Annotated in this window: 31 protein-coding genes; 17 read left to right on the forward strand and 14 right to left on the reverse strand. The window is 30.6% G+C overall.

All coding sequences use genetic code 11. The features are described from left to right. The first annotated feature begins 5 nt into the window (after window positions 1-5). Entirely contained in the window at window positions 6-998 is a 993-nt protein-coding gene (gene ribD / locus CLCT_RS01125) for a bifunctional diaminohydroxyphosphoribosylaminopyrimidine deaminase/5-amino-6-(5-phosphoribosylamino)uracil reductase RibD (protein ID WP_149061991.1), read from the forward strand. Here ribD and sppA read toward each other — a convergent pair. Both sppA and mqnF read right to left on the reverse strand, forming a co-directional pair. After that, window positions 995-1,888 (reverse strand): signal peptide peptidase SppA, encoded by an 894-nt coding sequence (gene sppA, locus CLCT_RS01130; RefSeq protein ID WP_039667955.1) that lies wholly within the window; start codon window positions 1,886-1,888, stop codon window positions 995-997. The two genes, ribD and sppA, sit on opposite strands and share 4 nt — an antisense overlap. Then, entirely contained in the window at window positions 1,876-3,099 is a 1,224-nt protein-coding gene (gene mqnF / locus CLCT_RS01135) for an aminofutalosine deaminase family hydrolase (protein WP_149061992.1), read from the reverse strand. Before mqnF ends, sppA begins: the two co-directional genes overlap by 13 nt. An 88-nt stretch (window positions 3,100-3,187) precedes the next feature. Between mqnF and aroQ the strand changes: the two genes are divergently transcribed. Genes aroQ through mnmA form a run of 11 tightly spaced genes read left to right on the forward strand, consistent with a single transcriptional unit; the run spans window position 3,188 to window position 11,989 of the window. Continuing rightward, the gene (gene aroQ, locus CLCT_RS01140) at window positions 3,188-3,670 is read left to right on the forward strand and encodes a type II 3-dehydroquinate dehydratase (RefSeq protein ID WP_039625266.1); all 483 of its coding nucleotides are present in this window, start codon (window positions 3,188-3,190) and stop codon (window positions 3,668-3,670) included. Continuing rightward, complete coding sequence (locus tag CLCT_RS01145; protein ID WP_149061993.1) at window positions 3,667-4,692, forward strand: aminopeptidase P family protein; 1,026 nt, start codon at window positions 3,667-3,669, stop codon at window positions 4,690-4,692. Before aroQ ends, CLCT_RS01145 begins: the two co-directional genes overlap by 4 nt. A 1-nt stretch (window position 4,693) precedes the next feature. After that, the gene (folK, locus tag CLCT_RS01150) at window positions 4,694-5,167 is read left to right on the forward strand and encodes a 2-amino-4-hydroxy-6-hydroxymethyldihydropteridine diphosphokinase (protein ID WP_039667959.1); all 474 of its coding nucleotides are present in this window, start codon (window positions 4,694-4,696) and stop codon (window positions 5,165-5,167) included. A gap of 8 nt (window positions 5,168-5,175) precedes the next feature. Then, entirely contained in the window at window positions 5,176-6,558 is a 1,383-nt protein-coding gene (flhF, locus tag CLCT_RS01155) for a flagellar biosynthesis GTPase FlhF (RefSeq protein ID WP_039667960.1), read from the forward strand. Continuing rightward, window positions 6,551-7,414 (forward strand): flagella biosynthesis ATPase FlhG, encoded by an 864-nt coding sequence (gene flhG / locus CLCT_RS01160; RefSeq protein WP_039625269.1) that lies wholly within the window; start codon window positions 6,551-6,553, stop codon window positions 7,412-7,414. The genes flhF and flhG overlap by 8 nt, the downstream gene beginning before the upstream one ends. Before the next feature lie 14 nt (window positions 7,415-7,428). Continuing rightward, the gene (locus CLCT_RS01165; RefSeq protein WP_149061994.1) at window positions 7,429-7,785 is read left to right on the forward strand and encodes a hypothetical protein; all 357 of its coding nucleotides are present in this window, start codon (window positions 7,429-7,431) and stop codon (window positions 7,783-7,785) included. Then, window positions 7,772-8,458 carry an RNA polymerase sigma factor FliA gene (locus CLCT_RS01170; RefSeq protein WP_039627867.1) on the forward strand — a complete coding sequence of 229 codons (687 nt, stop codon included), beginning with the start codon at window positions 7,772-7,774 and terminating at the stop codon, window positions 8,456-8,458. The genes CLCT_RS01165 and CLCT_RS01170 overlap by 14 nt, the downstream gene beginning before the upstream one ends. Continuing rightward, window positions 8,458-9,549, forward strand: coding sequence for a flagellar motor switch protein FliM (fliM, locus tag CLCT_RS01175; protein ID WP_039667962.1), 1,092 nt, complete (start codon window positions 8,458-8,460; stop codon window positions 9,547-9,549). The genes CLCT_RS01170 and fliM overlap by 1 nt, the downstream gene beginning before the upstream one ends. After that, complete coding sequence (gene fliY, locus CLCT_RS01180; RefSeq protein ID WP_149061995.1) at window positions 9,539-10,378, forward strand: flagellar motor switch protein FliY; 840 nt, start codon at window positions 9,539-9,541, stop codon at window positions 10,376-10,378. The genes fliM and fliY overlap by 11 nt, the downstream gene beginning before the upstream one ends. Beyond that, entirely contained in the window at window positions 10,375-11,010 is a 636-nt protein-coding gene (locus CLCT_RS01185) for an LOG family protein (RefSeq protein ID WP_149061996.1), read from the forward strand. The genes fliY and CLCT_RS01185 overlap by 4 nt, the downstream gene beginning before the upstream one ends. After that, window positions 10,973-11,989 (forward strand): tRNA 2-thiouridine(34) synthase MnmA, encoded by a 1,017-nt coding sequence (mnmA, locus tag CLCT_RS01190; protein ID WP_149061997.1) that lies wholly within the window; start codon window positions 10,973-10,975, stop codon window positions 11,987-11,989. Before CLCT_RS01185 ends, mnmA begins: the two co-directional genes overlap by 38 nt. 36 nt (window positions 11,990-12,025) lie before the next feature. Here mnmA and CLCT_RS01195 read toward each other — a convergent pair whose 3' ends face one another. Further along, entirely contained in the window at window positions 12,026-12,277 is a 252-nt protein-coding gene (locus CLCT_RS01195) for a helix-turn-helix domain-containing protein (protein WP_039640720.1), read from the reverse strand. 92 nt (window positions 12,278-12,369) lie between these two features. Between CLCT_RS01195 and CLCT_RS01200 the strand changes: the two genes are divergently transcribed. Then, window positions 12,370-12,648: a hypothetical protein gene (locus tag CLCT_RS01200; RefSeq protein WP_149061998.1), complete on the forward strand. Its 279-nt coding sequence runs from the start codon at window positions 12,370-12,372 to the stop codon at window positions 12,646-12,648. Continuing rightward, entirely contained in the window at window positions 12,648-13,121 is a 474-nt protein-coding gene (locus tag CLCT_RS01205; protein ID WP_149061999.1) for a hypothetical protein, read from the forward strand. The genes CLCT_RS01200 and CLCT_RS01205 overlap by 1 nt, the downstream gene beginning before the upstream one ends. A gap of 77 nt (window positions 13,122-13,198) precedes the next feature. Here CLCT_RS01205 and CLCT_RS01210 read toward each other — a convergent pair whose 3' ends face one another. From CLCT_RS01210 to CLCT_RS01225, 4 genes are read right to left on the reverse strand one after another with little or no spacing between them, the layout of a single operon-like run. After that, window positions 13,199-13,690 (reverse strand): phosphatidylglycerophosphatase A family protein, encoded by a 492-nt coding sequence (locus CLCT_RS01210; RefSeq protein WP_012660989.1) that lies wholly within the window; start codon window positions 13,688-13,690, stop codon window positions 13,199-13,201. Window positions 13,691-13,692: 2 nt separating this feature from the next. Then, window positions 13,693-14,853 (reverse strand): sulfate adenylyltransferase, encoded by a 1,161-nt coding sequence (locus CLCT_RS01215; protein ID WP_149062000.1) that lies wholly within the window; start codon window positions 14,851-14,853, stop codon window positions 13,693-13,695. Next, window positions 14,831-15,706 (reverse strand): DNA-binding transcriptional response regulator, encoded by an 876-nt coding sequence (locus CLCT_RS01220; protein WP_039667971.1) that lies wholly within the window; start codon window positions 15,704-15,706, stop codon window positions 14,831-14,833. The genes CLCT_RS01215 and CLCT_RS01220 overlap by 23 nt, the downstream gene beginning before the upstream one ends. Beyond that, window positions 15,703-16,818, reverse strand: coding sequence for a bifunctional 2-C-methyl-D-erythritol 4-phosphate cytidylyltransferase/2-C-methyl-D-erythritol 2,4-cyclodiphosphate synthase (locus tag CLCT_RS01225; RefSeq protein ID WP_039667972.1), 1,116 nt, complete (start codon window positions 16,816-16,818; stop codon window positions 15,703-15,705). Before CLCT_RS01225 ends, CLCT_RS01220 begins: the two co-directional genes overlap by 4 nt. A gap of 107 nt (window positions 16,819-16,925) precedes the next feature. Between CLCT_RS01225 and CLCT_RS01230 the strand changes: the two genes are divergently transcribed. Continuing rightward, window positions 16,926-18,029 carry an Mrp/NBP35 family ATP-binding protein gene (locus CLCT_RS01230; protein WP_149062001.1) on the forward strand — a complete coding sequence of 368 codons (1,104 nt, stop codon included), beginning with the start codon at window positions 16,926-16,928 and terminating at the stop codon, window positions 18,027-18,029. Between the two features lie 9 nt (window positions 18,030-18,038). Continuing rightward, window positions 18,039-19,202, forward strand: a complete 1,164-nt coding sequence (locus CLCT_RS01235) for a 2,3,4,5-tetrahydropyridine-2-carboxylate N-succinyltransferase (RefSeq protein ID WP_039627879.1) — start codon at window positions 18,039-18,041, stop codon at window positions 19,200-19,202. Between the two features lie 10 nt (window positions 19,203-19,212). On the opposite strand, the gene CLCT_RS01240 is transcribed toward CLCT_RS01235, so the two are convergent. From CLCT_RS01240 to galU, 4 genes are all read right to left on the reverse strand, one after another. Further along, entirely contained in the window at window positions 19,213-20,094 is an 882-nt protein-coding gene (locus CLCT_RS01240) for an Mbeg1-like protein (RefSeq protein WP_149062002.1), read from the reverse strand. A 9-nt stretch (window positions 20,095-20,103) separates the two neighbouring features. After that, window positions 20,104-20,553, reverse strand: a complete 450-nt coding sequence (locus tag CLCT_RS01245) for a Dps family protein (RefSeq protein WP_039667974.1) — start codon at window positions 20,551-20,553, stop codon at window positions 20,104-20,106. 128 nt (window positions 20,554-20,681) lie between these two features. Then, window positions 20,682-21,905 (reverse strand): glucose-6-phosphate isomerase, encoded by a 1,224-nt coding sequence (locus CLCT_RS01250; RefSeq protein WP_149062767.1) that lies wholly within the window; start codon window positions 21,903-21,905, stop codon window positions 20,682-20,684. Continuing rightward, window positions 21,895-22,725 (reverse strand): UTP--glucose-1-phosphate uridylyltransferase GalU, encoded by an 831-nt coding sequence (gene galU / locus CLCT_RS01255; RefSeq protein WP_149062003.1) that lies wholly within the window; start codon window positions 22,723-22,725, stop codon window positions 21,895-21,897. The genes CLCT_RS01250 and galU overlap by 11 nt, the downstream gene beginning before the upstream one ends. Window positions 22,726-22,799: 74 nt before the next feature. Here galU and CLCT_RS01260 point away from each other — a divergent pair, with 74 nt between their 5' ends. Beyond that, window positions 22,800-23,381, forward strand: a complete 582-nt coding sequence (locus CLCT_RS01260; RefSeq protein ID WP_149062004.1) for an IMPACT family protein — start codon at window positions 22,800-22,802, stop codon at window positions 23,379-23,381. Between the two features lie 19 nt (window positions 23,382-23,400). On the opposite strand, the gene CLCT_RS01265 is transcribed toward CLCT_RS01260, so the two are convergent. The 3 genes from CLCT_RS01265 to CLCT_RS01275 are packed head-to-tail and all read right to left on the reverse strand — an operon-like array spanning window position 23,401 to window position 25,687. Then, window positions 23,401-23,733: a hypothetical protein gene (locus CLCT_RS01265; protein WP_149062005.1), complete on the reverse strand. Its 333-nt coding sequence runs from the start codon at window positions 23,731-23,733 to the stop codon at window positions 23,401-23,403. A gap of 50 nt (window positions 23,734-23,783) precedes the next feature. Then, window positions 23,784-24,116 carry a hypothetical protein gene (locus tag CLCT_RS01270; protein ID WP_039617462.1) on the reverse strand — a complete coding sequence of 111 codons (333 nt, stop codon included), beginning with the start codon at window positions 24,114-24,116 and terminating at the stop codon, window positions 23,784-23,786. Beyond that, window positions 24,113-25,687, reverse strand: coding sequence for an ABC-F family ATP-binding cassette domain-containing protein (locus tag CLCT_RS01275; RefSeq protein ID WP_047207957.1), 1,575 nt, complete (start codon window positions 25,685-25,687; stop codon window positions 24,113-24,115). The genes CLCT_RS01270 and CLCT_RS01275 overlap by 4 nt, the downstream gene beginning before the upstream one ends. Between the last annotated feature and the right edge of the window lie 52 nt (window positions 25,688-25,739).

A 25,739-nucleotide genomic window follows, 5' to 3' on the forward strand; every position in this document is an offset into this window, starting at 1 on the left:
GTAACATGAATCACGAATTTTATATGAATTTGGCCATAGATGAAGCTTGGAAATATCAGCTTTTAACCTATCCTAATCCAGCCGTAGGCTGTGTGATCTTAGATAAAAATGGTAAAATTTTAAGTATAGAAGCACACAAAGAAGCAGGTAAGGCTCATGCGGAACTTGAAGCAGTGAGTAAAGCCTTAAAAGTGCTTAATCCAAATTTAGATTTACCGCAAAATGCAAACGATTTGCATGAGTTTATTTGTCAAAATCATCAGGGGTTATTAAAAGGTGCTAGTGCTTATGTGAGTTTAGAGCCTTGCAATCATCAGGGTAAAACCCCGCCTTGTGCAAAGCTTTTTAGCGCACTTGGTTTTAGTGAAGTTTTTATCGCTACTAAAGATGAGCATAAGCTCGCAAGTGGTGGAGCAGAGTTTTTAAAAGATCAAGGTATAAAAGTTCATATGGGAATTTGCGAGCAAAGAGCCAAAGAGCTTTTAAAGCCTTTTTTAAAATGGCAAAAGTCAAGCTTTAAATTTTTTAAGCTAGCCCTTTCTTTAAATGGCTCTGCTTATGGTAAAATCGTAAGTTCTAAAGCAAGTAGAACTTATGCTCATGCATTACGCTCAAAACTTGATTTGCTAGTAGTGGGTGGAGAAACTATAAGACATGATAGGCCTATTTTAGATGCAAGGCTAGCTCAAGCTAAAGCACCAAATTTATGCATACTAAGCCGTCAAAATTTAGAAAGTTTTGATCCAAAAATTCCTTTATTTAGTGTGCCCAAAAGAGAAATTTTTACAAGCATTCCTAATGAAGCTAAGCTCATCATGTATGAGGGTGGGGAGAATTTTTTAAAAGCTTTTAAAGATGAGCTAGATATGCTTTTGATTTTTTCAAGTTCGAATTTAAATACCTTTGAAAATGTTAAGTTAGATTTAAAGCTAAAGCCTTTATACAAAGGCTTTTTAGAAAATGATACTTATGGATTTTATGAGATTATTAAATCTTAGTATATTTTTTGTGAGCTTACTTGTGTGAAAAATTGCGCTAAAGTGTTAGCAAAAAAGCTAGCGCTTTGCTCTTCTAATCGTTTTAAAAACTTATCTATAGCATCTTCTTTTTGCCAGATAGGGTTTTGCACTTTGGCTAGTTTTTCTAACTCTTTTTTGGCTTGTTCGTAATTGCCTATTTTATCAATGAGTTTTAATTTTAAAGCCTCATTAGCTAAAAACACTTTCGCATCAGCCCATGAGTCTGTTTGGTTTAGGTCTAGCTTGCGATTTTTAGCGACAAATTGTGTGAAAAGCTCATAACTTTGATTGGCCAAATTTTGCAAAAAGTCTTTTTCATCTTTGCTCCATTTACGCATGAAAGTTCCTGCTTCTTTATAGCTTCCTGCTTTGATAGTTTGCTCATTTATGCCAAGTTTTTGTGCAAGCTCACTTACTTCAAAGCCTTGCATGATTACTCCAATAGATCCCACAAAGCTAGCGGGATTAGCGATGATCATATCAGCTCCCACCGCACTTAAGTAACTCCCACTTGCTATGGTCCCACCTGCATAGACTACCACAGGTTTTTTAGCTTTAAGATCTTGTATAGCTAAGGCTATTTCCATGCTTGGTGCAAAAGCTCCACCAGGGCTATCTATAAAAAGCAAAACCCCTTTTATAGCTTTATCCTCTTTGATTTTGTAAATTTGTTCTAAAAGATTACTCGCATCGCTAATTTCACCTTTAAGATTAATTTGAGCTAAGTTTGCATTGGAAAGTTTGGTATTATCCCCGCTTGGAGCAAGGATTAAAAACACGATAAATAAAAACACAAAGGTTTTAAAATAAGTGTTGATATAAGAAATGATTTTTCCAATTCCTTTAAAAAATGATTTTATAATTTGCATTCTTTCCCTTCTATAAAAAGTTTTAACACTTCTTTGCTTTGTAAGATAAATTGCAAAGGAAGTTGTTTTAAATTTGTACTATTTGGTAAAGCAAAAAGACTAAAATCAGCGATTTTGCCTTTTTGAATTTGGCCTAGGTTTAAATTTAAAGCTTTTGCGGCTTTATTTGTCGCCATTAAAAGCAATATTTTAGCAAAATTTTCTAACTCAAAATCATCATGTATAAGTAAATTTGCTCTCATTTCATCAAGTATGCTTAAAGAAGTATTTGAGCTTAAACCATCGGTTCCTAGGTGGATATTAACACCATTTTTTAAAGCAGATTTTAATTTAAAAGTATTTTTACTCAAAAGTCTGTTTGAAAAAGCACAATGCGTGATGGAGTGTAAATTTTTATCTAGTAAATTCCATTCTTTAAAATACACACAATGTGTAAATAAAGTCCTTTGGCCTTTAAAAAGCTCTAAAAAGCTTTGTGGGGTGTAAAATGGCATAGGGTTTTTGCTAAATTTAGCCAAGCTTTTTTTAAAACTACCCTTTTTAAACCTTAGCCAGTTGTTTTCATGATTGCTTTCAAGAAAATGTGTGCTTAGTAAATGATCATTTTCTCTAGCAAGTTTTATAACAAATTTGGCAAGTTCTGGGTGGGTTGAGTAGGGTGCATGCACTGAAATAGCAGGGATAAATTTGGAAGTTTTAAAATGCATGCTTTTTTCATAACGAGTTAAAAATTCCTCTTTTTTAGCTTGGATAAAATTTACATTTGAACCTAAAATTTCATTGAAAAATATCACTCTAGCTTGTGAATTGACACAAGGGTTTAAATCACTCCCAAAACTTGAAATTTCTCCTATAGTAGCAGTGCCACTTTTTAGCATTTTATGGATATTTTGTGAGATTAATTTTTCTTTGGCTTTTTCGTTTAATTGCTCGCGGTTATTAAAAACACTATCAAGCCATTTTAAAAAATCTCCAAAGACTAAATTTCCATTATTTGCGCTAAATTCTAAATGTGTGTGCGGGTTGATAAAAGCAGGTAAAAGTAAAGCATCTTTTGGAGTTGGTATAGGCTTAGCTTGTGGGTAGGATTTTTGTAAATTTTCTAAACTATCAATTTCTAAAATATTATCATCAAAAAGAACTGCTTTGTTTTTTAAAATATTAAAATCATCATCGCAAGTTAAGATGATCTTGGGTGCTATTATAAACATTTTACCTCCTTTAAAAAGGGAAATTGTAGCTAAAATTTAGCTTTAAAATGCTATAATATAGTAAATTTTACTAAATAAAGGTTAGATTATGAAAGTTATGGTGATACAAGGACCAAACATCAATATGCTTGGTGTGAGAGAAACTCATATTTATGGTAATATGAAAATGGAAGATATCCATGAGCAAATGAAACAAGCTGCAAAACAAGCTAATGTAGAGATTGAGTTTTTTCAAAGCAATTTTGAAGGTGAGTTGGTTGATAAAATTCAAGAATGCTTAGGCAGTGTAGATGGAGTGATTATTAATGCAGCTGCTTATGCACACACTTCTATAGCAATCCGCGATGCGATTGCAGCGATTAATATGCCTGTGATTGAAGTGCATATTAGTAATACTTATAGAAGAGAAGAATTCAGACAAAAAAGTATGATAGCACCAGTTTGTGCAGGTAGTGTGGTAGGTTTTGGTCCTTTTGGCTATCATATGGCTTTAATGGGACTTTTCCAAATTTTTGATCAAATCAATGCATATAAAGCAGCTCAAGCAAAAGCACAACAAGCAAATCAATGAATTTTATCTTAAAAAACGAAAATGCACTTTTTTATGAGTGTGGCTATTCTTGCGATAATGCTTTGTTTTTAAAACTTGAAGACGAAGTATTTTTCATCACTGATGCAAGATATAGTTTTGAAGCTAGCGAAATGATAAAAAATGCTAAGGTAGTTTTAGCACAAGATCTTTTTGCTAGTGTTAGAGAGCTTTTAGAAAAAGCGGGAATTAATAGGGTGTGTTTTGACCCAAAAGACTTTAGCTATTTTGAATTTAAAGAGCTTAGTAAAAGTGCAAATATCGTTTTTGAAGAAAAATTAGACTTAAGTAAAAACAAACGCATTATAAAAAATGCTAAGGAATTACAACTTTTGCAAAAGGCTGTAAATTTTGGTAAAGAATGCTTTGAAGAATTTGCTAAATTTATCAGCCAAGAAGGCCATGGAAAAAGCGAAAAAGAATTGCATTTTAAAGCATGTGAAATTTTTCAAAAAAAAGGTGCTTTAGGACTTTCTTTTTCACCTATTGTAGCTATTAATGAAAATGCGGCTAAAGCACATGCTTTACCTAGTGATAAATGTTTAGAGTATGGGGATTTGTTATTAGTTGATGCGGGTGTGGTTTATCAAAGATATTGTTCTGATCGCACAAGAACAGCTTGTTTTGATGAGAGTGGTATAGTCTTTGATAAAAATAAGCCAAATTTTAAAAATAAAGAAATCATGCAAATTTATGAAGTGGTTAAACAAGCTCAGCTTCAAGCTATAGAAAAAGTACGCGTTGGTATGATGGCAAGTGAGCTTGATTTTATCGCAAGAGAAGTGATTAAAAACGCAGGTTTTGAAAAAGAATTTATTCATAGTTTAGGACATGGAGTGGGGCTTGATATACATGAGTTGCCAAACATTAGTCCAAGAAGTGATTATGAGTTAAAAGAAGGTATGGTATTTACTATTGAACCTGGAATTTATATCAAAGATAAATTAGGCATTAGGATAGAAGATATGGTCTATCTTGATAAAGAAAAGGCAGTGGTGTTATAATTTGTTGATTAAGGGAGCTAGAAGGTTAGAAAAAATTCGTTTTTTTCCTTTTTATTCAAAGGCAGATAAAAAAGGAAAATATATAGCCATTATAGGACTTGGAAGTAATATAGAAGATGAAAAAAAACGCTTTCGGAGTTTATTTAGGCTTTTAATGCAAGATAAACGCTTGCAAGTATTACAAACATCGCCATTTTTGATTAATAAAGCTTTTGGTTTTGAAGAGCAAAAAGACTTTACTAATGCAGTGATGGTTGTTAGTACAAATTTGCATGCAAGAGCACTTTTAAAAGTTTTGTTTTTTTATGAATTTAAATTCAAAAGAAAAAGAACTTTTAAAAATGCTCCTAGAACGCTTGATTTGGATTTGTTATATTTTTCAAAAAAAGCGCGTAAAGATGAGTATTGTACAGTGCCTCATGTGGGGGTAAATGATAGAATTAGCGTAACTTTGCCTTTGGGCTTGTTAAGATAAGGAAAAATATGGGACAATTGATTCATACTTTTACAGTTGAAAGCACAGATGAGATTATACCTAAGGTTAAGCAAGATTATGGCGATAAAGCTTTGATAGTAACTAATAAGCAAATTCGCCCAAAAACTATCAATCAAAAGCCTTTATATGAGGTTATAGTGGCGATTGAAGAAGCTGATTATGAAGAGCATTTAAAACAAAACAATTTACCTATGCCACCAAAGAAAAAACCAAACACAGCAAGTTTTCCTGAGGCTAAAATTCAAGCTCCAAAACTTGAAGATGAAAAAAAAGAAGAAGATGTAGTGCTTGATTTTTCTTCAAAAGCTAAACAAAAACCTATTAATCCTTATTTAAATACAAGTAAAAAAGATGATAATTTTTTAAATTTAAAAAATAAACTTTCTCAAGTTAGTTCAGAGATTAGTAAGGTTTCAAACTATCAAGATTTTTCTATGCCAAATCCAAATTATGATAAAAAAATTGAAGCCTTTGAAAAGCAAATGAATAAGCTTAATGATAAAATGAATTTGCTTGTGGATATGATGTGGGATGATAAGGCAGATTTACGCAAAGAACTAGCTATACCACCTGAGTTTGCAAGTATTTATAAGCAAGCTAAGGCAAGTGGCATGCAAGAAGCGCATTTAGAAGCGATTATGAAAGCGACTATTGAAAATATGCCAAGCACTATGAAAGCAAATCAAGAAGCAGTGCAAAGGTATTTTTACTCACTTTTGCGTAATATGCTTCCATGTCGTTTAGAAAGTGAAATTAAAAAGCAAAAAATCATGATGTTAGTAGGCCCAACAGGAGTGGGTAAAACTACTACTTTAGCTAAACTTGCTTTTCGCTATGCTTATGGAGATAGACGCTATAAAACCGGTATTATAACTCTTGATACTTATAGAATAGGTGCAGTAGAACAACTTTTTCAATATGCTAAGATGATGAAACTTCCTATTATTGATAGTATAGAGCCAAATGACTTAGATGATGCGATTAGAAGCTTAAATACTTGTGAGGTTATTTTAGTAGATACAACCGGAAATTCACAGTATGATAAAGCAAAACTTGAAAAAACAAAAGAATTTTTATCGCATTCTAATGCGCAAATTGATGTAAATTTGGTACTTTCAGCAAATACAAAATATGAAGATTTATTAGAAACTTATAATAATTTTTCATTTTTAAATATAGACACTTTAATCATTACAAAATTTGATGAAACAAAGGTATTTGGAAATGTATTTTCTTTGCTTTATGAAACTAGCACTCCGATGAGCTTTTTTTCCATAGGTCAAGAAGTACCTGATGATATAGAAGTGGCTAATAGTGACTTTTTAGTGCGTTGTGTGTTAGAAGGTTTTAGAAGGGATGAAAATGAGTAATCAAGCGGAAAAATTAAAAGATCTAGTAAAAAATGAAAACTCAAATGTAAAACATACTCATTTTATCGCAGTTACCAGCGGTAAAGGTGGGGTTGGAAAAAGTACTTTTAGTGCAAATTTGGGTAACATCCTAGCTAAAAATGGTTATAAAGTAGGGCTTTTTGATGCGGATATTGGGCTTGCAAATTTAGATGTGATTTTAAATGTACGTGTAGAAAAAAACCTTTTGCATGTTTTAAAGGGTGAGTGTTCATTAGAAGATATTTTAATAGAAGTAAAGCCAAATTTATGGCTTATCCCAGGTGAAAGTGGCGATGAAATTTTAAAATATAATGATAAAAACATTTATGAAAGATTTTTAAATCAAACAAGTATTTTAGATGATTTAGACTTTTTAATCATTGATACAGGAGCAGGTATAGGTGGTAATATAGGAAATTTCTTAGAAATGTCTGATGAGGTTATTGTCATCACTGTGCCTGATCCTGCCGCGATTACCGATGCTTATGCTACTATAAAAACCACTTCAAAAACTAAAGAGAATTTATTAATGGTGTTTAATGTTGTTAAGAATGAAAATGAGGCTTTGAGAATTTTTGATAATATTAAAAAAGTAGCAGATATTAACATTAAGCATAATTTAAATTTAGAATTTTTAGGATTTTTAGGTCAAAGTAAAGATATTAGTTCTAGTATTAAAAAAAGAACTTTATTTAGTGATGATGACACTAATGCAAGTGATGAGCTCAAAACCATAGCTTCTAAGCTTTTGTATAGGTTGGAACAAAAAGTGCTTAATAATGTGGGAGATAAAAGCATTATGAGTTTTTTCAAAAAGCTTTTGGATCGTTTTTAGATTGAGGGAAAAAGATGAGACCAGAGAATTTTGTTGCTTTTTTTACTGTTTGTGGTTTTTTTATAGGATTAATGTTTACCATAGTTAATATAGAAGATGCAGTAGAGATAGTCGTATATACTTGTTTGATTACTTTTGTATTTTATGTGTTAATCCATATAGTAATTATGATTTTTGTAGATGTTAATAAAATTAATGGTAGAAGCTTTAATAAAGAAAAATACGAAAATGAAAACAATAGTTTTATAGCAGAATTAGCCGCAAGAGAAAAGAAAATGGATTACTTGCTTGAAAAACTTCAAGAAGAGCGTGAAGACCTTAAAAAGCTTGAAAGCTCTTCAAAAAGAAAAGTAAAACATGCAGCCGCATAATGCCTATGCTTCTACGCTAAAAAAAGAACAAGATGACTTAGTCATCTCTTATATGCCAGCATTAAGAGCTATGGCTTTTAGACTTAAAGAACGTTTGCCTGCAAGTATTGATGTGAATGATTTAATTAGTATTGGTGTAGAGGAAATGATCAAACTCTCACGCCGTTACGATAAAGAACAAAATGATAATTTCTGGGGTTTTGCAAGAAAAAGAGTAAATGGAGCTATGCTTGATTATCTAAGAAGCCTTGATGTAATGAGTAGAAGCAATAGAAAAATCATCAAAGATATTGATGCTATTATAGATGAGTTTTATCAAGAAAATGAAAAAGAGCCTGATGATGAGTATTTAGCACAAAGATTAAATTTAGAAGTAGAAAAGGTAAAAGAAGCAAGAGCAGCTCATGCCATATCGCTTGTTATGCCTTTGGATGAACAGCTAAATTGCTTTAACGATAGCAATATCATAGAACAAATAGAAAAAGAAGAATTAATAGAAAAAATCAACGCAGTTTTGGAAGAATTTAAAGAAAGAGAAAAGCTTGTAATACAGCTTTATTATTATGAAGAATTAAATTTAAAAGAAATCGCAGAGATTTTAGAGATTAGCGAGTCAAGAATTTCACAAATTCATAAGCGTTTGCTTAAGAAGATTCGAGAAAGGCTAGTTTAATGGCTGAGATACTTTCCCAAGAAGAAATTGATGCTCTTTTAGAAGTTGTTGATGATGATAGTGATGAAAGTGCAGCTTCTTCGAAATTAGAAGAGCTAGAAGATAAAAGAGATATAGTAGTATATGATTTTAAGCGTCCAAATAGGGTTTCTAAAGAACAACTCCGTTCTATTAAAGGGATTCATGATAAATTAGCAAGAAATCTTGCTTCGCAAATTTCATCTATGATGAGAAGTATAGTTGAGATTAAACTACACTCAGTGGATCAAATGACTTATGGTGAGTTTTTGATGTCTTTGCCTTCGCCAACAAGTTTTAACGTTTTTTCGATTAAACCTTTAGATGGAAACTGCGTTTTAGAGATTAATCCAAGTATTGCTTTCCCTATGATAGATAGACTTTTAGGCGGTCAAGGGGAAAGTTTTGACACCTTAAGAGAGCTTACAGAAATCGAGCTTAATTTACTTGATTCTATTTTGCGTATTATTATGCAAAGGCTTAAAGAAAGTTGGATGAATGTTACAGAAATTTATCCAAGTGTTGAAGCAAAAGAGTCAAGCCCAAATGTTGTGCAAATTGTTTCTCAAAATGAAATTGTTATCATGGTGGTAATGGAGATTATCATCGGAAATTCAAGTGGCATGGTAAATATTTGCTATCCGGTTGTGCATTTGGAAAGTATTTTGAGCCGTTTGGCAAATCGTGATATTATGATGGGTGAAACTTCGGCTAAAAAATCAAGAAATAAAGAACTTAAAACCTTGATCGGTCGTGCTGAGGTAATTTATGAAGCTATGCTTGGTAAAACTTTTATCAATGTAAATGAATTTTTGGATTTAAAACAAGGAGATATTTTAAAGCTTGATAGAAGTGCAGATGATAAAGCTATAGTAGCTATTGATAAAAAAGAAGTATTTTTAGCTCAAGTTGGGCTTCATAGATTTAGAAAGTCAATTAAAATCTTAGAACTTATCAAAACTGATAAAGATGAGATTAAAGAAATGCTTGAAAAATATGAAGATGAAAGAAGAGCAAAAGCAAATTCGTATGATGATAATGAAGAACTAGAAGAGGAAGACGATGATCAATGATTTTTTAGGCATATTCGTCAATGAATGTGTAAGTACAATAGAAGGTTTAACAGGAAAAAATGCTGAATTTAGTGAGTATTATGAGTATGATGTAAATTCTCAAGATTCTATGACTCCACCACTAGTTAGTGCTACTTTTAGCGTTAATAATGAAATGAAAATCAAAATTCTAGCAAGTGCAGTTTTAATGAGTGCAATTGGTGAGTGGATGATGGGAGAAGAAGAAATCTCCAAAAACAGTGAGCTTAATGAAGATGAAATGGATGCTGCTAAAGAAGCTATACAAAATATCATCTCAGCATTTTCTACAACTTTAGGCGCGCAAAAAGAAATTCCAAAAATGGAGTTTAATTTAGAAAATTGTGAATTTGTTGCAGATAGTTTAGAACTTGGTGGTTTTCATAAACTATATTTATACAATGTAAAAATAGCTGATTTAGAAGAAAAAATTTCTTTGGTTTTTGATGAAAAAATTTATAAGATTTTAACCAAAACTGACTTAGAAGAAATCGTAGCAATAAATGAAGATCATACACAAGATCATAAAGCCTTGTCTAACGTAGAAGAGCTAAGAAATATCGGTTTGATTATGGATGTACGCTTACCTATAAGAGTGCGTATAGGTAGTAAAAAAATGCTTTTAAAAGATGTTTTAACCATGGATATAGGTTCGGTTATCGAGCTTGATCAATTAGCAAACGATCCTTTAGAAATTTTAATAGGTGATAAAAAAATCGCTTATGGGGAAGTAGTTATTGTAGATGGAAACTTTGGAGTGCAAATTACTGAGATAGGCTCTAAAAAAGAAAGATTAGAACAACTAAGATGAAAGAATGTATTGTTGAAGATGTTGCTTATCTTAGAGAATTAGAAAAAATCCAAAAAGGCATAACTTTTTTTGGTTCTGCACGCTTACAAGAAGATAACGAGTATTGTATTTTGGCTTCAAAATTAGCTCAGAAGTTGGCAGATCTTGGTTATAGTATCATCAGTGGCGGTGGTGGTGGTATTATGCAAGCTGCAAATTATGGGGCTATGCAAAGTCAAACTTCACACTTAAAATCTTTTGGATTTAATATACATTTACCATTTGAGCAAAAAGCAAATGACTTTTTAGAGTATAATATCACTTTTAAGAGCTTAGCCATTCGCAAAATGGCTCTTATTCAAAAGAGTCTAGCTTTTGTGATTTTCCCAGGCGGCTTTGGAACATTAGATGAATTTTTTGAAATTCTTACTCTTAAACAACTTAGTTTTAAAAAGGATGTTCCTATTATTTTAGTTGGGCAAAAATTTTGGCAACCTCTTGATGAATTTATCAAAACTTCTTTACTAGGACTTGGAACTATATCTAAAAATGATGAGTTAAAGTATAGTATAAGTGATGATTTAGATGAAATTATAAGAATGATAAAGGAAAAAGATGAAAATTCTTGTTGCAATGAGTGGGGGTGTAGATAGTACTGTAACTGCTTATAAGTTAAAACAAGCAGGACATGAGATCATAGGTTGTTATATGAAGCTTCATGGAAAAGCTAATTATCATGAAGAAAATATACAAAAAGTTGAAAAAGTTGCTAAATTTTTAGACATCAAATATCATATTTTAGACTTACAAGAAGATTTTAAAAATCAAGTTTATATGCCTTTTGTTAATACCTATAAAGAAGGTAAAACACCAAATCCTTGCGCTTTGTGCAATCGCTTTATCAAGCTTGGTAAGCTTTTAGAATTTGCTAAGAGTTTGGGTTGTGAGAAATTAGCCACAGGCCATTATGCAAGGTTAGAAAATGGTTTGATTAAAACTGCAGTTGATGAGAGTAAAGATCAAAGTTATTTTTTAGCAAATGCAGATAAAGAGGCTTTGAAATATTTGATTTTCCCTCTTGGAGAGATGAAAAAAGAAGATGTGAAAAAATTTGCTTCCACAATCGATGTTTTAAAATCTTTTGCAACGCAAAAGGAAAGTTCTGAGATTTGTTTTGTGGAAAATACTTATGTGCAAGTTTTAGATCAGTTTATGGATACTAAAATTCCAGGTATTGTAAGAGATAGTAGCGGCAAGGAAGTAGGAAAACACGAAGGTTATATGCACTATACCATAGGTAAAAGAAGAGGTTTTGAGGTACGCGGGGCTCATGAGCCACATTTTGTATTAAAAATTGATCCTAAAAAAAATGAAATCATAGTAGGTAAAAAAGAAGAACTTAAGATAAGTGAATTTAATCTTGATAATATTAATTTGTTTATCGATGCTAAAGAGTTAGATTGTGAAGTAAAAATACGCTATAGATCAAGATCGACCCCATGTAAAGTTTTGATTAATGAAGATAAAAGCGCAAAAATCATCTTACAAGAGCCCGTTTACGGGCTTGCTAGCGGACAAATGGCAGTATTTTACGATAAAGATTTAGTGCTTGCTAGTGGATTTATAAATTAACGCTAAAGGGTTGCGCCCCTTTTGGCGTTGCAGTATTTATTCTAATAAATCTTTTAGTGGAATTTCTAAACTTTTAGAAATTTTATATAAGTGTTCCAAATTAAAATGTTTACCATATCGATTACATTCGCAATTTGAATAAAACGCAACGGATTTTATACCTATATCTAATGCTAACTCAAGCTGAGAAATTCCTTTTTTCTCTCTAAAATTTCTTATATTTGATGATACTTTTTTATAAAAATTTAAAATTTCTTCTTCGCTAGAATTACTAAAGTCCTCTTCCATTTTTTATCCTATAGGATTAATATGAAATTAAACTTTACAAAGATATAATTTTTTTAAATATATCCTATAGGATAAATTAAAGAGGTAATAATATGGTAAAGAAAATTATCAGTAATGGTAGAAAGAGAATTTTTGACACGATCAATACAAAAGAAGTAAAGATAAAATATCTTGAAAATAATGAAATTTGTATTACACTAATAAATATAGAAGATAATAAGTTTAATAATTTTAGATTTAATTGTTTGGAAAATTTTAAAGATGATATTTATAAATTTCTTACAGAAGAAACACAAGAAAACTTAATGGAAATAAAAAATTCTATCGTTCAATTTAGTTATCAAGAAAAATTAATATTAGGAGTTAGTTAATGAATAAAATTATAATATTGTGTATTTTAGTAAGTGTTATTTTTGGTTTGAATAATTATAATACTAAAGAACAAGGGTATCAAGAAGAATATCAGCAAGCTATACAAGACTATGATAATCTTATGAATAATATAATGGATAGAATGACTACTGATGAAAACATAGGAACTTATTCTATGGGGTTTGATAGTGCTTTTGTTTGTGGTGTTATAAATCTTATACAAAGTGTAGCTAATATATTTTATTTTGGTGATGATCCTGATGGTTACAACTTGGAAGCGATTATAGGAAGAGATGATTATAGACCTTCTTATTATCTTGAAGGTGGATTTGGAACTGATTGGGATAAATTTTCTTTTGTTGGAGCATTAGAATATTTTGTGTATTTGTTACCAAGGATATTAGCTTACTTACTTGCGATATATTTGATATATAGATTGTTATTGAAATTGCAGGTTAAAGATAATGTTTAATTCTTTTTATAAGAAATATATCTCTTAACATGAATTTTTGCCAAAAGAGATATATTTCAATTATATTTTTTATTAGTTTAAAATATCTCCATAATACTTATATCAAACCATAAAAGATCAAATTTAAGTAAAATTCCATAAATCACAGCGCTAAATAATCCTGCGAAAATTCCTGCTAAAACATCATCTAGCATTACACCTAAACCACCTTTGGTTTTTTTGTCGATTTTACCTATGATAGAAGGTTTTGTGATATCAAAAAATCTAAATAAAACAAAAGAAAGCAAAAAAGTAAAAACACTTTGTCCACAAATTGCCAAAGCTAAAAACACCCCAACAACTTCATCTATTACAATATGCTTATCATCATGTTTACCTGTTTCTTGTTCGTATTGATCGATGATTTTTATAGAGATTAAAAAAAGCAAAATTGCAAGTAAGATCAAGGTTCCTATGCCCAAATACCTTAAAATAAAAAAAGCAGGGATTAGCGCTGCTATTGTGCCAAAAGTTCCTGGAGCTTTATTAACACTACCTGAATAAAAAAAAGTTAAAAATAATTTTTGCATGATTACACCATATATGACATTTGATGGAGTTTTATAAGTTGCTCATAAAATTCTTTATCGCCTCTATATTCTAAAATACCATGCGTAGGGAAAAGATTACTATAGATATTTTGTTTATTATGGAAACGATTTGGAAAAAGCTCTGATAAAATCAAAGCAGAAATTTCTCTTCTTATAAAAACTGCTGGCGGAATGATACCAAGTCTGAGTAAATTTTTTAAAGAATCGCCGTGATATTTCATATGATGATGAGCTCCATGTGGGCATGATTTGGTACTTACTATCATTTTACACTCATCACAAAAAACAAATTCAGGAAGTATGGTTACTTCTATATTGTAATCTTTTGCAAAATCATCAAGTACAGTAAAGGCTCTGTTTTGATTAAAATACATTCCAAGTCCTGCGTGATTTTGTCCTACAAAAAGTTTATTACAATCAAAACTTTTAGCCAAAGCACACTCAAGCACCGGATTTAAATGCGAGGCAAAAATTTTGATATTATGCAAAGGTATGAGTAAAACTCTAGAGGATGGTAAATAATTTTGCGCAAAAACATCAAAGCAACGCTTTTTAAGCTTTAAACTTAAACCATTACTTTCATAAGATTCTATAAGGAAAATAATTACTAGATCAGATTGCTCTATGGCCCATCTTAAAATTCTCTCATGTGCTCTATGAAAAGGATCAAAGCTTGAAACAATAGCAGTGATATTAGAAGGGTTTAATCTTTTTTTGATTTTTTCAAAATCTTCTTTTATAGCCTTGATACGATTGTGATAAATTTCAAATTCACCGCTAATGCAAATTTCTCCAAAATCATCAATCAAACATGTATTAGGTGTAAAAATATCATTAATGTTTTTATCGTTTTTAAATTTACTTTCTAAGATGATGTGACCTACTATTTGATCTTTACATACAAAATCTATTTTGTCTTTAACTTTGGCATTTTCTATGATTTTTTTGTTTTCATTGTGCGGAGCAAAAGTTAAGGCATAGGGAAATTTATATCCGTTTATCGCTTCATGTTTTAAAAATTCATCTCTTTCTTGTTCGTTCATCAATTTTGTAAAAGAACCAAAAATTCCTTCTTTAATGAAACATAAAACTTCGTATTCTTCTTCTGAGATTATAATGCTATTTTTTCTTTGTAATGCCATATTTTTTCCTTTTTTCCCATAAAGATTTTCTTGAAATTCCTAATTTTTTGGATAAATCCGTATCAGGAAAGATATTTTGATAACTAATGATAATATGTTTAACATAATCATCAATGGTTAAAATTCCATTACTTTCAAAACTTTTTTCATCTTCACCTAGTTCTAAAATTTGAAAATTGCTATGCTCAATATTTGTACTTGTATGTATAATAACAGCCTTTTTTAAAGCAAGGTTTAATACCTTTTCTTTTTCTAAAGGCTTTAGGGTTTGAAAATTAACCAAATAATACAAAGAATTGTCTTTGAAAATTTTATCTAAATTTTGCTGGTGTGAAAGATCTATATAAACATTTGCAATGTTGTGCTCATTAGTATAATTAAATACAAAATGATCAGCAAAAATTTGATTGTTAGTTTTTAAAATCAAAGGTAATTTGAATTTTTTATAATCAAAAGTTGGTAGTTTTGCTGTTTCAAATTTATGTTTTAAATATGCTTGATAGGTACTATTTAACATGGTGATTTTTTTAAATTCTTGAAAATGCTTAATCTTGCGCATTAATTCTTCTATCATGAAAGGTTTTTGTATGTAATCACTAGCACCAGATTTTAAAGGAGCTAAAACAGTATCTGAGCTTATGTAAGATATGAGTAAAATAATGATTTTATGCTTAAAAATTTCTATAATATGTTCAAAATTAGCCATACTAGTAGAAAGCAAAATGATTTCATAATCATGATGAGTCAACTCATTAACATTTGCGATAATATCGCAATCATAACCTATAGAATTAAGTTTTGATCCTATACTTTGGGCTAAATAAAATTCATTTTCTACTATTAAAACTTTCATAATTTCATCCAATCAAAATATTTTAAATTTACACTTGCTAAAACAGCAATCCCTTCTTTTCTTCCTACAAAACCTAGATGTTCTGTGGTTGTGGCTTTGATATTGATTTTATTTGGTGTGGTTTTTAATGTTTTAGCGATATTAAAAGCAATAGCTTCTTTAAAATCTTTCATTTTAGGTGCTTGAGCTATGATGGTAATATCAGCATTTACAAGCTCAAAACCATAATTTTGAACTAAAGTATAAGCATTTTGCAATAAAAGCATAGAATCAGCATTTTTATACTGCATATCATTATCTGGGAAAAGTTCGCCAATATCTCCAAGTCCTGCTGCACCCAAAAGTGCATCAATTAGCGCATGAGCTAGCACATCTCCATCAGAATGAGCTTTTAAACCCATATTTTCATGTACTTTTACCCCGCCTAAAAGCAAAGCTCTTTGCTCTCCAAATTCATGCACATCAAAGCCATTTCCATTAAAAATATCCCAAGATGGTTTTGGTAAATTTAAGCTTTTTAAATCTTCTTTAAAGGTAATTTTTTTAGCTAACTCATCACCTTGTACATACCAAATTTTACCGCCAATAGCTTGTATAGCTGTGCTATCATCAGTGAAATTTGAGCTTTGCTCTAAAGCTTTTTTTAGCATACTTGTGCGTGAAAGTTGAGGGGTTTGTACGAGTTTGATTTTATCTCTATCAATAACTTCTTGAGCATAAATTGTCGTATCATTTACTTTTAAAATAGGTGTAATACAATCAGCTTTGTCATGATTTTCTATGATGTTATTGAAAAGATTTTTAGAAATTAAAACTCTTGCAACATCACTAACTAAAACATATTCACTCTCAACCATGTTTAAAGCGTTGAGTAAAGATTGTGCTCTAGTTGCACCACCTTGAACAAATTTATATTCAGGAGCAAATTTTTTCATATAAGAAATATTACCAGAAGTAACAACTATTTGTTTAAAAGGATAAAAAGAACTTAAATTTTTAGTAGCATAAAGCCATAAAGGTTGTTCGCCTAGTCGTAAAAACTGCTTTTTTACCGGAGCATTAAATCTTGATGATTCTCCAGCAGATAACATAATCAAGGAAATATCTAACATTTGTTACACCTTAATTTCTTATTAATGTTACGATATTATACACAATAAAAGCCAAAATTTATATTTTTGTTAGTAGAATTAATCATTTTAAATAATAAGGAGAAAAATTGAAGGAAAAAATCGAAGAAAGACTAAAACAAGTTATATATCCAGGCTTTAAAAAAGATATAGTTAGTTTTGGTTTTGTGAAAAAAATTGAATCAAATGAAAATCAAGCTCATGTAGTAGTTGAAATTGTTTCAGCTAATGTCCAAATTGCACAAGAGCTTAGACTAAACATCGCAAACGCTTTAAAAGATTTAAATTTAGAGCTTAATTTAGAAATTATTCAACCAAAAATTCCTGAAGAAAAAAGCAATTCAAGAAGTGGTAAAAATATTGCTCCACAAATTAAAAATTTCCTTATGATTTCAAGTGGTAAAGGTGGAGTAGGCAAAAGTACTACGACTTTAAATTTAGCGATTTCTTTAGCTAAAATGGGCAAAAGAGTAGGGCTTTTGGACGCAGATATTTATGGGCCAAATATACCAAGAATGCTAGGTGAGAGCAAAAGCAAACCCGAAATTGTAGGCCAAAAAATTCGTCCTATTTTATCTCATGGGGTTTATATGATGAGTATGGGCGTGCTAATAGAAGAAGGTAAAGGTTTGATGTGGCGTGGTTCTATGATCATGAAAGCGATTGAGCAACTTTTAGCTGATGTGCTTTGGCCTGAACTTGATGTATTATTACTTGATATGCCTCCTGGAACGGGTGATGCACAAATTACCCTAGCTCAAAGCGTTCCAGTGAGTGCAGGTGTGTGCGTAAGTACTCCTCAAGTAGTGTCTTTAGATGATAGCAAAAGAGCGCTTGATATGTTTGAAAAATTACACATTCCTGTTGCGGGTATTATAGAAAACATGAGCGGCTTTTTATGTCCTGATAATGGCAAAGAATATGATATCTTTGGAAAGGGTACGACTGAAGAAATGGCAAAAGCTTATAATTGTGAAGTTTTAGCTCAAATTCCTATCGAAATGAGTGTAAGAGAAGGTGGAGATAGCGGTAAGCCTGTAAGTTTTTATATGCCTGAGAGTGTAAGTTCAAAAAGATATTTACAAGCTGCTGAAAAAATTTGGGAATTTATGGAAAAGGTTAATCAAGAAGGTAAAGTAGATAATTCAGCTATTCAACCTATAATGAATGGTAAAAGTGCGTGTTCGCAATAAGGAGAAAATATGCCAATAGAAAGTAAAGAAGAATTTTTAAATTTAATCAAGCAAATCGAACAAAGGATTAATTATAAAAAGCCTAAAGCTTTTGCTATAGCAAGGCTTGATCTAAGTCAAGTTGATCCTAGTAAAAAACTTCAAGCTAATTTTGGTGTGATTAATTTTGAGCAAAATTATGCTGCTGCAGCTGTTATGTTTGAAGCTTTTTTTAGAAGAGGGGTTGATGTTGATTTTAATGAAAGTGAGTTTGTGGCTACTTTGATTAAAGAAGATTTGGATTTTGCACTTGAATGCTTTGCGCCATTTTTGCAAGAGCAAGGTCATAAAAATATAGAAGCAATCAAAGCAGCAAAGGAAAATTTTAGAGAAAATGCTTTTTCTTTTGTTTGTATTTTTGAAGATGAAGCACCAAAAAGTTTAGAAAGTGTGTATTTAAAACTTTATTTGCTTTCCAATAAAAAAGTACCTTTGAGAAGTTTAAATTTAACAGGTGCTTTTGGGATTTTACCAAATGTTGCATGGAGCGATAATAAGCCTATTGATTTGGACTTTTTAAGAGAAAATGAGATTGATTTAAAAATGAGTGGAAGGTATCCAAGGATTGATTATGTAGATAAATTTCCAAGATTTTTAGCTCATGTTATTCCTGAGGATAATACTAGAATTTTAGAAAGTTCTAAAGTAAGAATGGGTGCGGTTTTAGCTGCAGGTACTACTATAATGCCGGGGGCTGCTTATGTGAATTTTAATGCAGGTACAACTGGAGCTTGTATGGTAGAAGGACGCATTAGTTCTTCAGCTGTTGTTGGCGAAGGTAGCGATGTAGGAGGCGGTGCTTCTATACTTGGTGTTTTAAGTGGTACAAGTGGTAATGCTATTAGCATCGGTAAAGCTTGTCTTTTGGGTGCAAATTCGGTTACGGGAATTCCTTTAGGGGATAATTGTATCGTTGATGCAGGCATTGCTGTTTTAGAAGGGACTAAATTTGCTTTAAAAAATAAAGAAGAACTTCAAAAAATCAATCCTGATTTTAAATTTGATAAAGATATATACAAAGGTTTAGAATTAGCAGGATTAAATGGCTTGCATTTTAGACAAGATTCTCAAAGTGGAGTGATGATAGCAGCTTTTAATAAAAAGGCTGTAAAACTTAATGAAGATTTACATTAATTCTTAGCCCTTATGGGTTAAGAATTTTAAATAATTCATGTAGTTTATAAATACACATACTAGGGTGATGTTTAATGCTTCCTGTATGTAGTAAAATCTCTTTGCTATCTTTTTTATAAAGCTTTTGCACAAAATTAAAATTCCACCATTTGTAAGTTTTGAAATTTAAATTATGGGTGGTGTTTATATGAAAATTTATATAAGAATGATTTTGAAAGTTTTGGTTTAAACCAGGTGCTTGAAAGGCATAGACTTCTTTTACCGTGCTAGGAAAGGTTCTTGCAAAAGTTTGAGCTAGATATCCTCCTAAAGAATGTCCTATGATGATGAGATTTTTATCAATGGTGTATTTTTGCTTGAGTTGATTGTAAAAATACTGCATGGATTGAATTTGGCCTTTTGGAATTTTGTTAAGTAAAATCAAAAAATCACTATAAAGATCTTTAAAATCAAAACACAAAGGATTTAAATCACTCCCTGCAAAGGCTAAAATATAGTTTTTTCTTTTTTTATCATAAATAAAGCTAGCTCTAAAACCCATTTTAGATTGAGGGTATGTTTCGTTGATGTGTTCAAGTATTTCATAATTTTTTACAAATTTTAAAGCTAAAAATGCATTGTTTAAACCACCTACAGGGATTTTTTCTTTTTTATAAAAAGGATTAGTTAAAGCTTTTATAATGGCTTTGTGTTTTTGCAAACCTTCTTTTTGTAAGTTTTGGTTTAAATATACATTAGCACAATAAGCTACTAGACTATAATCATATAATTTTTGCAATAAATCAATATTTTTTTCAAAATGAGTACGAAGTTTTAATAAGAGTAGTTTTTCTTGAGAGGTTAAATTTGTTTTTTGACTTAAAGCAATAAAGCTTTGCAAGTCAAAAAACATTATAAATTCTTACATAGAACAAGTATTTTGGATAGTTGAGTTAAGCATCCAAAGAACTTTTTCATATTTTGCAATATTTTCTTGAGCAAATGCTGCTGTTGTGGTATCGCTTGCTTTTTCAGCTTCTTCATTTAGCTTTTTAAATTCAGCCAAAAGATATTTATAATCTTCTCTAATAAGTTCTAAAACTTCCACTGGAGTAAAACAATCTTTTTGAGCCTTAGGTGCTTTTGCATTTTCTAGTAATGTTTTTGAGCAAACGATAGCTTTTTCTCCTAGTTGTAAAGCTCTCTCAGCGCAATCATCAAAAAGCTCTGCCATTTCTTCATAAGCTTTTTCTGTATATTCATGAATTGAGAAGAACTGTAAACCTTTTACATTCCAGTGATAATTATGAAATTTAATCCATAAACTATGAGCATCCGCTTGTAATTGCAATAATTGTTTTGTTACTGACATGTTATCTCCTTTTTTATTTTTAAAATTATAACATAAAATTCTTAAATAATAATTATTATTATCTAATAAATTTTAATATTAGTAATTATTATATTTTCATTATACTCTTTTTTTACAATAAAGCAAATTTATTTACTTAACATATTTTTGAGTATTAACTTTCCTACCTCTACACCAGGTTGATCATAAGTATTAATTCCAAGCATAATACCACATGCAGAAGTAAATAACTCATAATAATACATTAAATACCCACAATGATAAGCATCTAATTTTTCAAGTTCTATGACATCAACACTTAAATTTTCAGCAATTAATGCATGCATGGTTGCATCACATTGAGCATTTAAAAGATCATGTAAATTAACTTCATTAGTAAAATCACAATTTTGCAAATGATTAAAGCTTATATTTGGGATACTAGGAGATTTTTGACTATCTTTGATTTTTAAAAAAGTAACAGTTTTATCTTTAGGTCCATCCATGATAAGTTGTAAAAAGCTATGCTGATCTCTAGCGCCAATTAAAGCAATAGGAGTTAAACCTATGCGTTTAAAGCCTTGTTTTTTACCTAAACTTTCAGCAATTAGTTGAATATACCATTCATTAAAGCCCTTAAAAGCATCACCATAAGAAAAAAGCACATTAATATGAGCACTTTTATGCGTACAATAATGGTAAGCCTTTTGCAAAATTTGATCACATTTTTTCTCAAAAAAATCCACATAACAAGCTTTTGCACCTTCTAATAAGGTTTTGGTATCATAGCCACAAAAACTCAAAGGAACAATACCAATAGCGGATAAAACGCTAAATCTACCTCCAACATTTTTAGGTATAAAAAAGCATTTTATATTTAATTCTTCACCTAGTTTGTGAAGTTTTGATTCAAAATCAGTAATAAACACAAAGTTTTCATGCAAATTTTCATTTTTAAAATCAAAATGAGCAATGATGAGTTTAAATAAAGAAATCACCTCTATAGTTGTACCTGATTTACTTGCTATGATGAAAAGTGTTTTTTGGGGATTTATTTTTTGCATAGTTTGGGTAAAAGTATGTGAGGAGGTATTGTCAATAATAAAAAGTTTTTTTTCTTCTACTTGATCAAATAAAAGCTCTTTTAAAGCTTTAACCCCACAACTTGATCCACCCATACCTACTAAAACAATATTTTCTATATGAGTTTTAGTAGCGATAAAATCTTTGCTTTCTTTGATTAAATCAAAGCTTGTATCTACTAAATGATAATATCCTATATCGCCACTTTCTAACTCATCATTCATTCTATTTGCATAAGCGGTGATTTTTTTAAAATCTTGGGTTTTAAAAAATAAAGTATTATTTAGCATTTTTACTTTTCTCATAAAAATAATTTGTCGCTTCTACAAAGCCTTCTACGCTTCCACAATCAAATCTTTTTCCTTTAAATTTATAAGCTAAAACCATATTATTAGTTGCTTGTGAAAGTAAGGCATCGGTTAGTTGAATTTCTCCGTTTTTACCTGCTTTGGTGTTTTCTAAAATGCCAAAAATATCAGGTGTTAGAATGTATCTTCCTATGATAGCTAAGTTACTTGGAGCATCTTTTGGATCGGGTTTTTCTACCATAGAATTTACCATGATTAAATCCTCTTCCACGGCATTTCCAGCTATAACCCCATAGTTTGAAACTTGATCGGCTTCAACTTCCATTACAGCTATAACAGAGCAGCGGTATTTTTCATAAATTTTTACCATTTGAGCTAGGACATTTACCCCATCTTCATTCACACATAAATCATCTGCCAAAATTACCCCAAAAGCTTCATCTTGCACTAAAGGCTTTGCTTTTAAAACCGCATCTCCTAAGCCTTTCATTTCATTTTGTCTTGTAAAAGTAAAGGTGCAACGATCTATGAGTGTTCTTATTTCACTTAAAAGGTATTCTTTTTTAGTACCTGCGATTTGGTGTTCAAGTTCATAAGAAATATCAAAATAATCCTCCAAAGCCCTTTTTCCACGTCCTGTAACAAAGCCCATGGTTTCCATACCAGCTTCTAAAGCCTCATCTACACCATAGTGAATTAATGGTTTTATCAAAATTGGAAGCATTTCTTTAGGTAGGGTTTTTGTGGCAGGTAAAAATCTAGTACCATAACCTGCTGCAGGAAAAATACAAGTTTGAAGCATAGTTTATCCTTAAATTTTTATAAGTTGTTTTGATTATAATTTTATTTAAATATTATAGCTAAATTAAGGAAAATATGAAAACCATTGATCAAATTTATCAAGCAAAAATAGAAATCAAAAAATCAACTTTTTTGTCTTTTTTATGTCCTTTAGAAGATTTTCAAACTTTAATGCAAAAACTAAGAAACGAGCATTTAAAAGCCGTGCATTTTGTATATGCTTATAGGTATTTAAACGAATTTGGTCAAATCATAGAAGATAAAAGCGACGATGGTGAGCCAAAAGGAACTTCTGCAATGCCTTGTTTGAATGTCTTAAGAGGAGCTTTGCTTGTTAATTGCGCGGTGATTGTGGTGCGTTATTTTGGAGGGATTAAACTTGGTACAGGTGGTCTTGTAAGAGCTTATAGTGAAGCTGCAAATGAAGCTATTTTAAATGCAACGCTTTTAGAATTTGAAGCTAAAAATATTTTAATTTTAAACATTCCTTTTCATCTTTATCCAAGATTTGAGCATTTTTTAAATAAAAATAACATTTCATATGAAAAAAAATTTCAAGAAAATGTTGAATTGGTTTTAAGTGTTAATGCCAAAGAAGAAGAGGAATTTAAAAAATTTGCAAAAGAGTTCGAATTTAGTGGACTTGTTTGGAAGTAAGCGCTTGCTTACTTCATTTTTACAAAGAACTTAAAAGATCTTTTACCATATCTTTTTGCGGCTCTTGTTTTTCTTCTATATTAGCTTGTATAGGAGTTTCGTTTTGTCCTCTAAAACGATAATTATAAATATTTGACATATTTGAGCTAAAAATTCCTGTGCTAAATTGATCTTGACTCATAGCTTTTGAAAAAAGTTCATCAAGTTTTATACTTTGCTCGTTTAAATTTTTACTATTGTTTTGATTAAGTAAAGACATAAAGTCTTCATTAGCTCCTTGAGTGCTTTTATAAGCACTACTTTGACCATACCCATACTCTTTAACCGATAAATTATCATGGTTAACTTGCATGTTTTCTCCTTTCAAAATATTACAAGGAAAAAACAAGCAAAAATCATTCCTTAATCGCCATGAGTTGGGTAGTATTCAGCTTCTATTTCATTGTTTTTAATAAACTCTTCTCTAGCTTTATTACAGCGCTCATCCCTTAGTTTTCTATAAGCATTTCTACTTTCTAATTCTTGAGAAGTTAAAGGGCGATCTTCTAAAAATGAAATATGAAAATAAGTATCATCTTCTTTGCTGAATTTTTCATAAAATTCAACATAGTCAAAATAATCTTTTTCACTTTGAAAATCAATACTTTCTTCTACATAAATAGTTGGACCAAAGCCTCTGTGATTTTGAGTAAAATGTCCAAAACCAGCTGCATACTTTATCTTAAACGAATTCATTCTAAACCTCCTAAAAATTCGTCATAACTTCCTTTAAAATCTGTTAATTTTCCATCTTCTAAAAACCATATACGATTGGCAAAGGCACTAATTAGCTCTCTATCATGGCTTATACATATCACGCAACCTTTGAAATTATATAAGGCTTCACCTAATGCAATGATACTTTCAAGATCTAAATGATTATCCGGTTCATCTAAAAGTAAGAAATTTCCACGCTCTAACATTAATTTTGAAAGCATTAAGCGGTGTTTTTCGCCTCCACTTAAGCTAGAGGCCATTTTTTCTTGATCACTTCCGCTAAAGAGCATTCTACCAAGACATTTACGAATTTCATCCAAATCTTTGAATTTTTCACTCATTAGCCATTCATAAAGTTTCAAATCCTCATTAATTAAATTCGTTGTATCTTGTGAAAAATATCCCATTTCTATGGTAGCACCAAGGTGAATATGACCACTATCAGGTTCTAATTTTGATGCAATGATTTTAGCTAAAGTGCTTTTTCCAACACCATTTGCACCGATTAGGGCTATTTTATCACCTTTTTCTAATTTTAATTCTAAATTTTCAAATAAAGTTTTATCATAAGCTTTACTAATACCTTTTAATTCTAAAACTTCATTTCCTATTTCTCTATTAGTTCTAAAAACTATGCTAGGATCACGCCTACTTGAAGTTTTAATCTCTTCAAGTTCAAGTTTTTCTAAAGCTTTAGCCCTACTTGTAGCTTGTTTGGCTTTTGAAGCATTAGCACTAAAACGACGTATGAAATTTTCTAATTCTTCTCTTTCTTTTAAAGTTTTATCGCGTTTGAGTTCAGCTTGTTTAGCAAGTAAGGTTGAAGCCATGTACCAATCATCATAATTTCCAGCAAAATCGCGTATTTGTTTAAAATCCACATCTAAAATTCTTGTACAAACTTTATTTAGAAAATGTCTATCATGGCTAATTACTACTAAAGTTCCCTCATGTCTTAAAAGTTCATTTTCAAGCCAAGAAATAGCTTCTAAGTCAAGGTTGTTTGTAGGTTCATCTAAAAATAACACATCAGCACCTAAAAACAATACTTGTGCTAATAAAACTTTAAATTTATCCGCACTTTGCAAAGTACTCATGAGAGCATTAAAATCTTTTATATTTAAAGAACTAAGAATTTTTTCACATCTAAGTTCGCAATCATAGTTTGGATCTTCTTCTGCTGTTATGATTTCAAGCTCGCTTAATCTATCATTGATTTCATCGGTAAATTCTTCACTCATATAAAGTTTTTCTTTTTCTTTTAGTGCATCGTATAATCTTTTATTTGCACACATTACTGCATCTTTGATAGTGTAATTTTCAAAAGCAAATTGATCTTGTCCTAACACGGCGATTTTTAAATTTGGATCTATACAAATTTCTCCACTGCTTGATTCTATTTCGCCTGAGAGAATTTTTAAAAAGGTTGATTTTCCTGCGCCATTTGCGCCTATAAGTCCATATCTTTCACCACGGTTTAATTTTAAATTTACATCTTCAAATAAAAGTTGGTTTGCAAAACGCATAGTGAGATTTTTTACTTCTACCATTAATATCCTTAAAATATTTTTGCTATAATTTTAACAAAAAAAGGTTTATTAT

Origin of the sequence: Campylobacter lari subsp. concheus, from assembly GCF_008245025.1 — a bacterium.
Classification (GTDB): Bacteria; Campylobacterota; Campylobacteria; order Campylobacterales; family Campylobacteraceae; genus Campylobacter_D; species Campylobacter_D concheus.

Bases quoted from the DNA above. Each gene is read 5' to 3' on its own strand.
- ribD (WP_149061991.1), top strand. From the start codon at position 6: ATGAATCACGAATTTTATATGAATTTGGCCATAGATGAAGCTTGGAAA.
- sppA (WP_039667955.1), bottom strand. From the start codon at position 1,888: ATGCAAATTATAAAATCATTTTTTAAAGGAATTGGAAAAATCATTTCT.
- mqnF (WP_149061992.1), bottom strand. From the start codon at position 3,099: ATGTTTATAATAGCACCCAAGATCATCTTAACTTGCGATGATGATTTT.
- aroQ (WP_039625266.1), top strand. From the start codon at position 3,188: ATGAAAGTTATGGTGATACAAGGACCAAACATCAATATGCTTGGTGTG.
- CLCT_RS01145 (WP_149061993.1), top strand. From the start codon at position 3,667: ATGAATTTTATCTTAAAAAACGAAAATGCACTTTTTTATGAGTGTGGC.
- flhF (WP_039667960.1), top strand. From the start codon at position 5,176: ATGGGACAATTGATTCATACTTTTACAGTTGAAAGCACAGATGAGATT.
- flhG (WP_039625269.1), top strand. From the start codon at position 6,551: ATGAGTAATCAAGCGGAAAAATTAAAAGATCTAGTAAAAAATGAAAAC.
- CLCT_RS01165 (WP_149061994.1), top strand. From the start codon at position 7,429: ATGAGACCAGAGAATTTTGTTGCTTTTTTTACTGTTTGTGGTTTTTTT.
- CLCT_RS01170 (WP_039627867.1), top strand. From the start codon at position 7,772: ATGCAGCCGCATAATGCCTATGCTTCTACGCTAAAAAAAGAACAAGAT.
- fliM (WP_039667962.1), top strand. From the start codon at position 8,458: ATGGCTGAGATACTTTCCCAAGAAGAAATTGATGCTCTTTTAGAAGTT.
- fliY (WP_149061995.1), top strand. From the start codon at position 9,539: ATGATCAATGATTTTTTAGGCATATTCGTCAATGAATGTGTAAGTACA.
- CLCT_RS01185 (WP_149061996.1), top strand. From the start codon at position 10,375: ATGAAAGAATGTATTGTTGAAGATGTTGCTTATCTTAGAGAATTAGAA.
- mnmA (WP_149061997.1), top strand. From the start codon at position 10,973: ATGAAAATTCTTGTTGCAATGAGTGGGGGTGTAGATAGTACTGTAACT.
- CLCT_RS01195 (WP_039640720.1), bottom strand. From the start codon at position 12,277: ATGGAAGAGGACTTTAGTAATTCTAGCGAAGAAGAAATTTTAAATTTT.
- CLCT_RS01200 (WP_149061998.1), top strand. From the start codon at position 12,370: ATGGTAAAGAAAATTATCAGTAATGGTAGAAAGAGAATTTTTGACACG.
- CLCT_RS01205 (WP_149061999.1), top strand. From the start codon at position 12,648: ATGAATAAAATTATAATATTGTGTATTTTAGTAAGTGTTATTTTTGGT.
- CLCT_RS01210 (WP_012660989.1), bottom strand. From the start codon at position 13,690: ATGCAAAAATTATTTTTAACTTTTTTTTATTCAGGTAGTGTTAATAAA.
- CLCT_RS01215 (WP_149062000.1), bottom strand. From the start codon at position 14,853: ATGGCATTACAAAGAAAAAATAGCATTATAATCTCAGAAGAAGAATAC.
- CLCT_RS01220 (WP_039667971.1), bottom strand. From the start codon at position 15,706: ATGAAAGTTTTAATAGTAGAAAATGAATTTTATTTAGCCCAAAGTATA.
- CLCT_RS01225 (WP_039667972.1), bottom strand. From the start codon at position 16,818: ATGTTAGATATTTCCTTGATTATGTTATCTGCTGGAGAATCATCAAGA.
- CLCT_RS01235 (WP_039627879.1), top strand. From the start codon at position 18,039: ATGCCAATAGAAAGTAAAGAAGAATTTTTAAATTTAATCAAGCAAATC.
- CLCT_RS01240 (WP_149062002.1), bottom strand. From the start codon at position 20,094: ATGTTTTTTGACTTGCAAAGCTTTATTGCTTTAAGTCAAAAAACAAAT.
- CLCT_RS01245 (WP_039667974.1), bottom strand. From the start codon at position 20,553: ATGTCAGTAACAAAACAATTATTGCAATTACAAGCGGATGCTCATAGT.
- CLCT_RS01250 (WP_149062767.1), bottom strand. From the start codon at position 21,905: ATGCTAAATAATACTTTATTTTTTAAAACCCAAGATTTTAAAAAAATC.
- galU (WP_149062003.1), bottom strand. From the start codon at position 22,725: ATGCTTCAAACTTGTATTTTTCCTGCAGCAGGTTATGGTACTAGATTT.
- CLCT_RS01260 (WP_149062004.1), top strand. From the start codon at position 22,800: ATGAAAACCATTGATCAAATTTATCAAGCAAAAATAGAAATCAAAAAA.
- CLCT_RS01265 (WP_149062005.1), bottom strand. From the start codon at position 23,733: ATGCAAGTTAACCATGATAATTTATCGGTTAAAGAGTATGGGTATGGT.
- CLCT_RS01270 (WP_039617462.1), bottom strand. From the start codon at position 24,116: ATGAATTCGTTTAAGATAAAGTATGCAGCTGGTTTTGGACATTTTACT.
- CLCT_RS01275 (WP_047207957.1), bottom strand. From the start codon at position 25,687: ATGGTAGAAGTAAAAAATCTCACTATGCGTTTTGCAAACCAACTTTTA.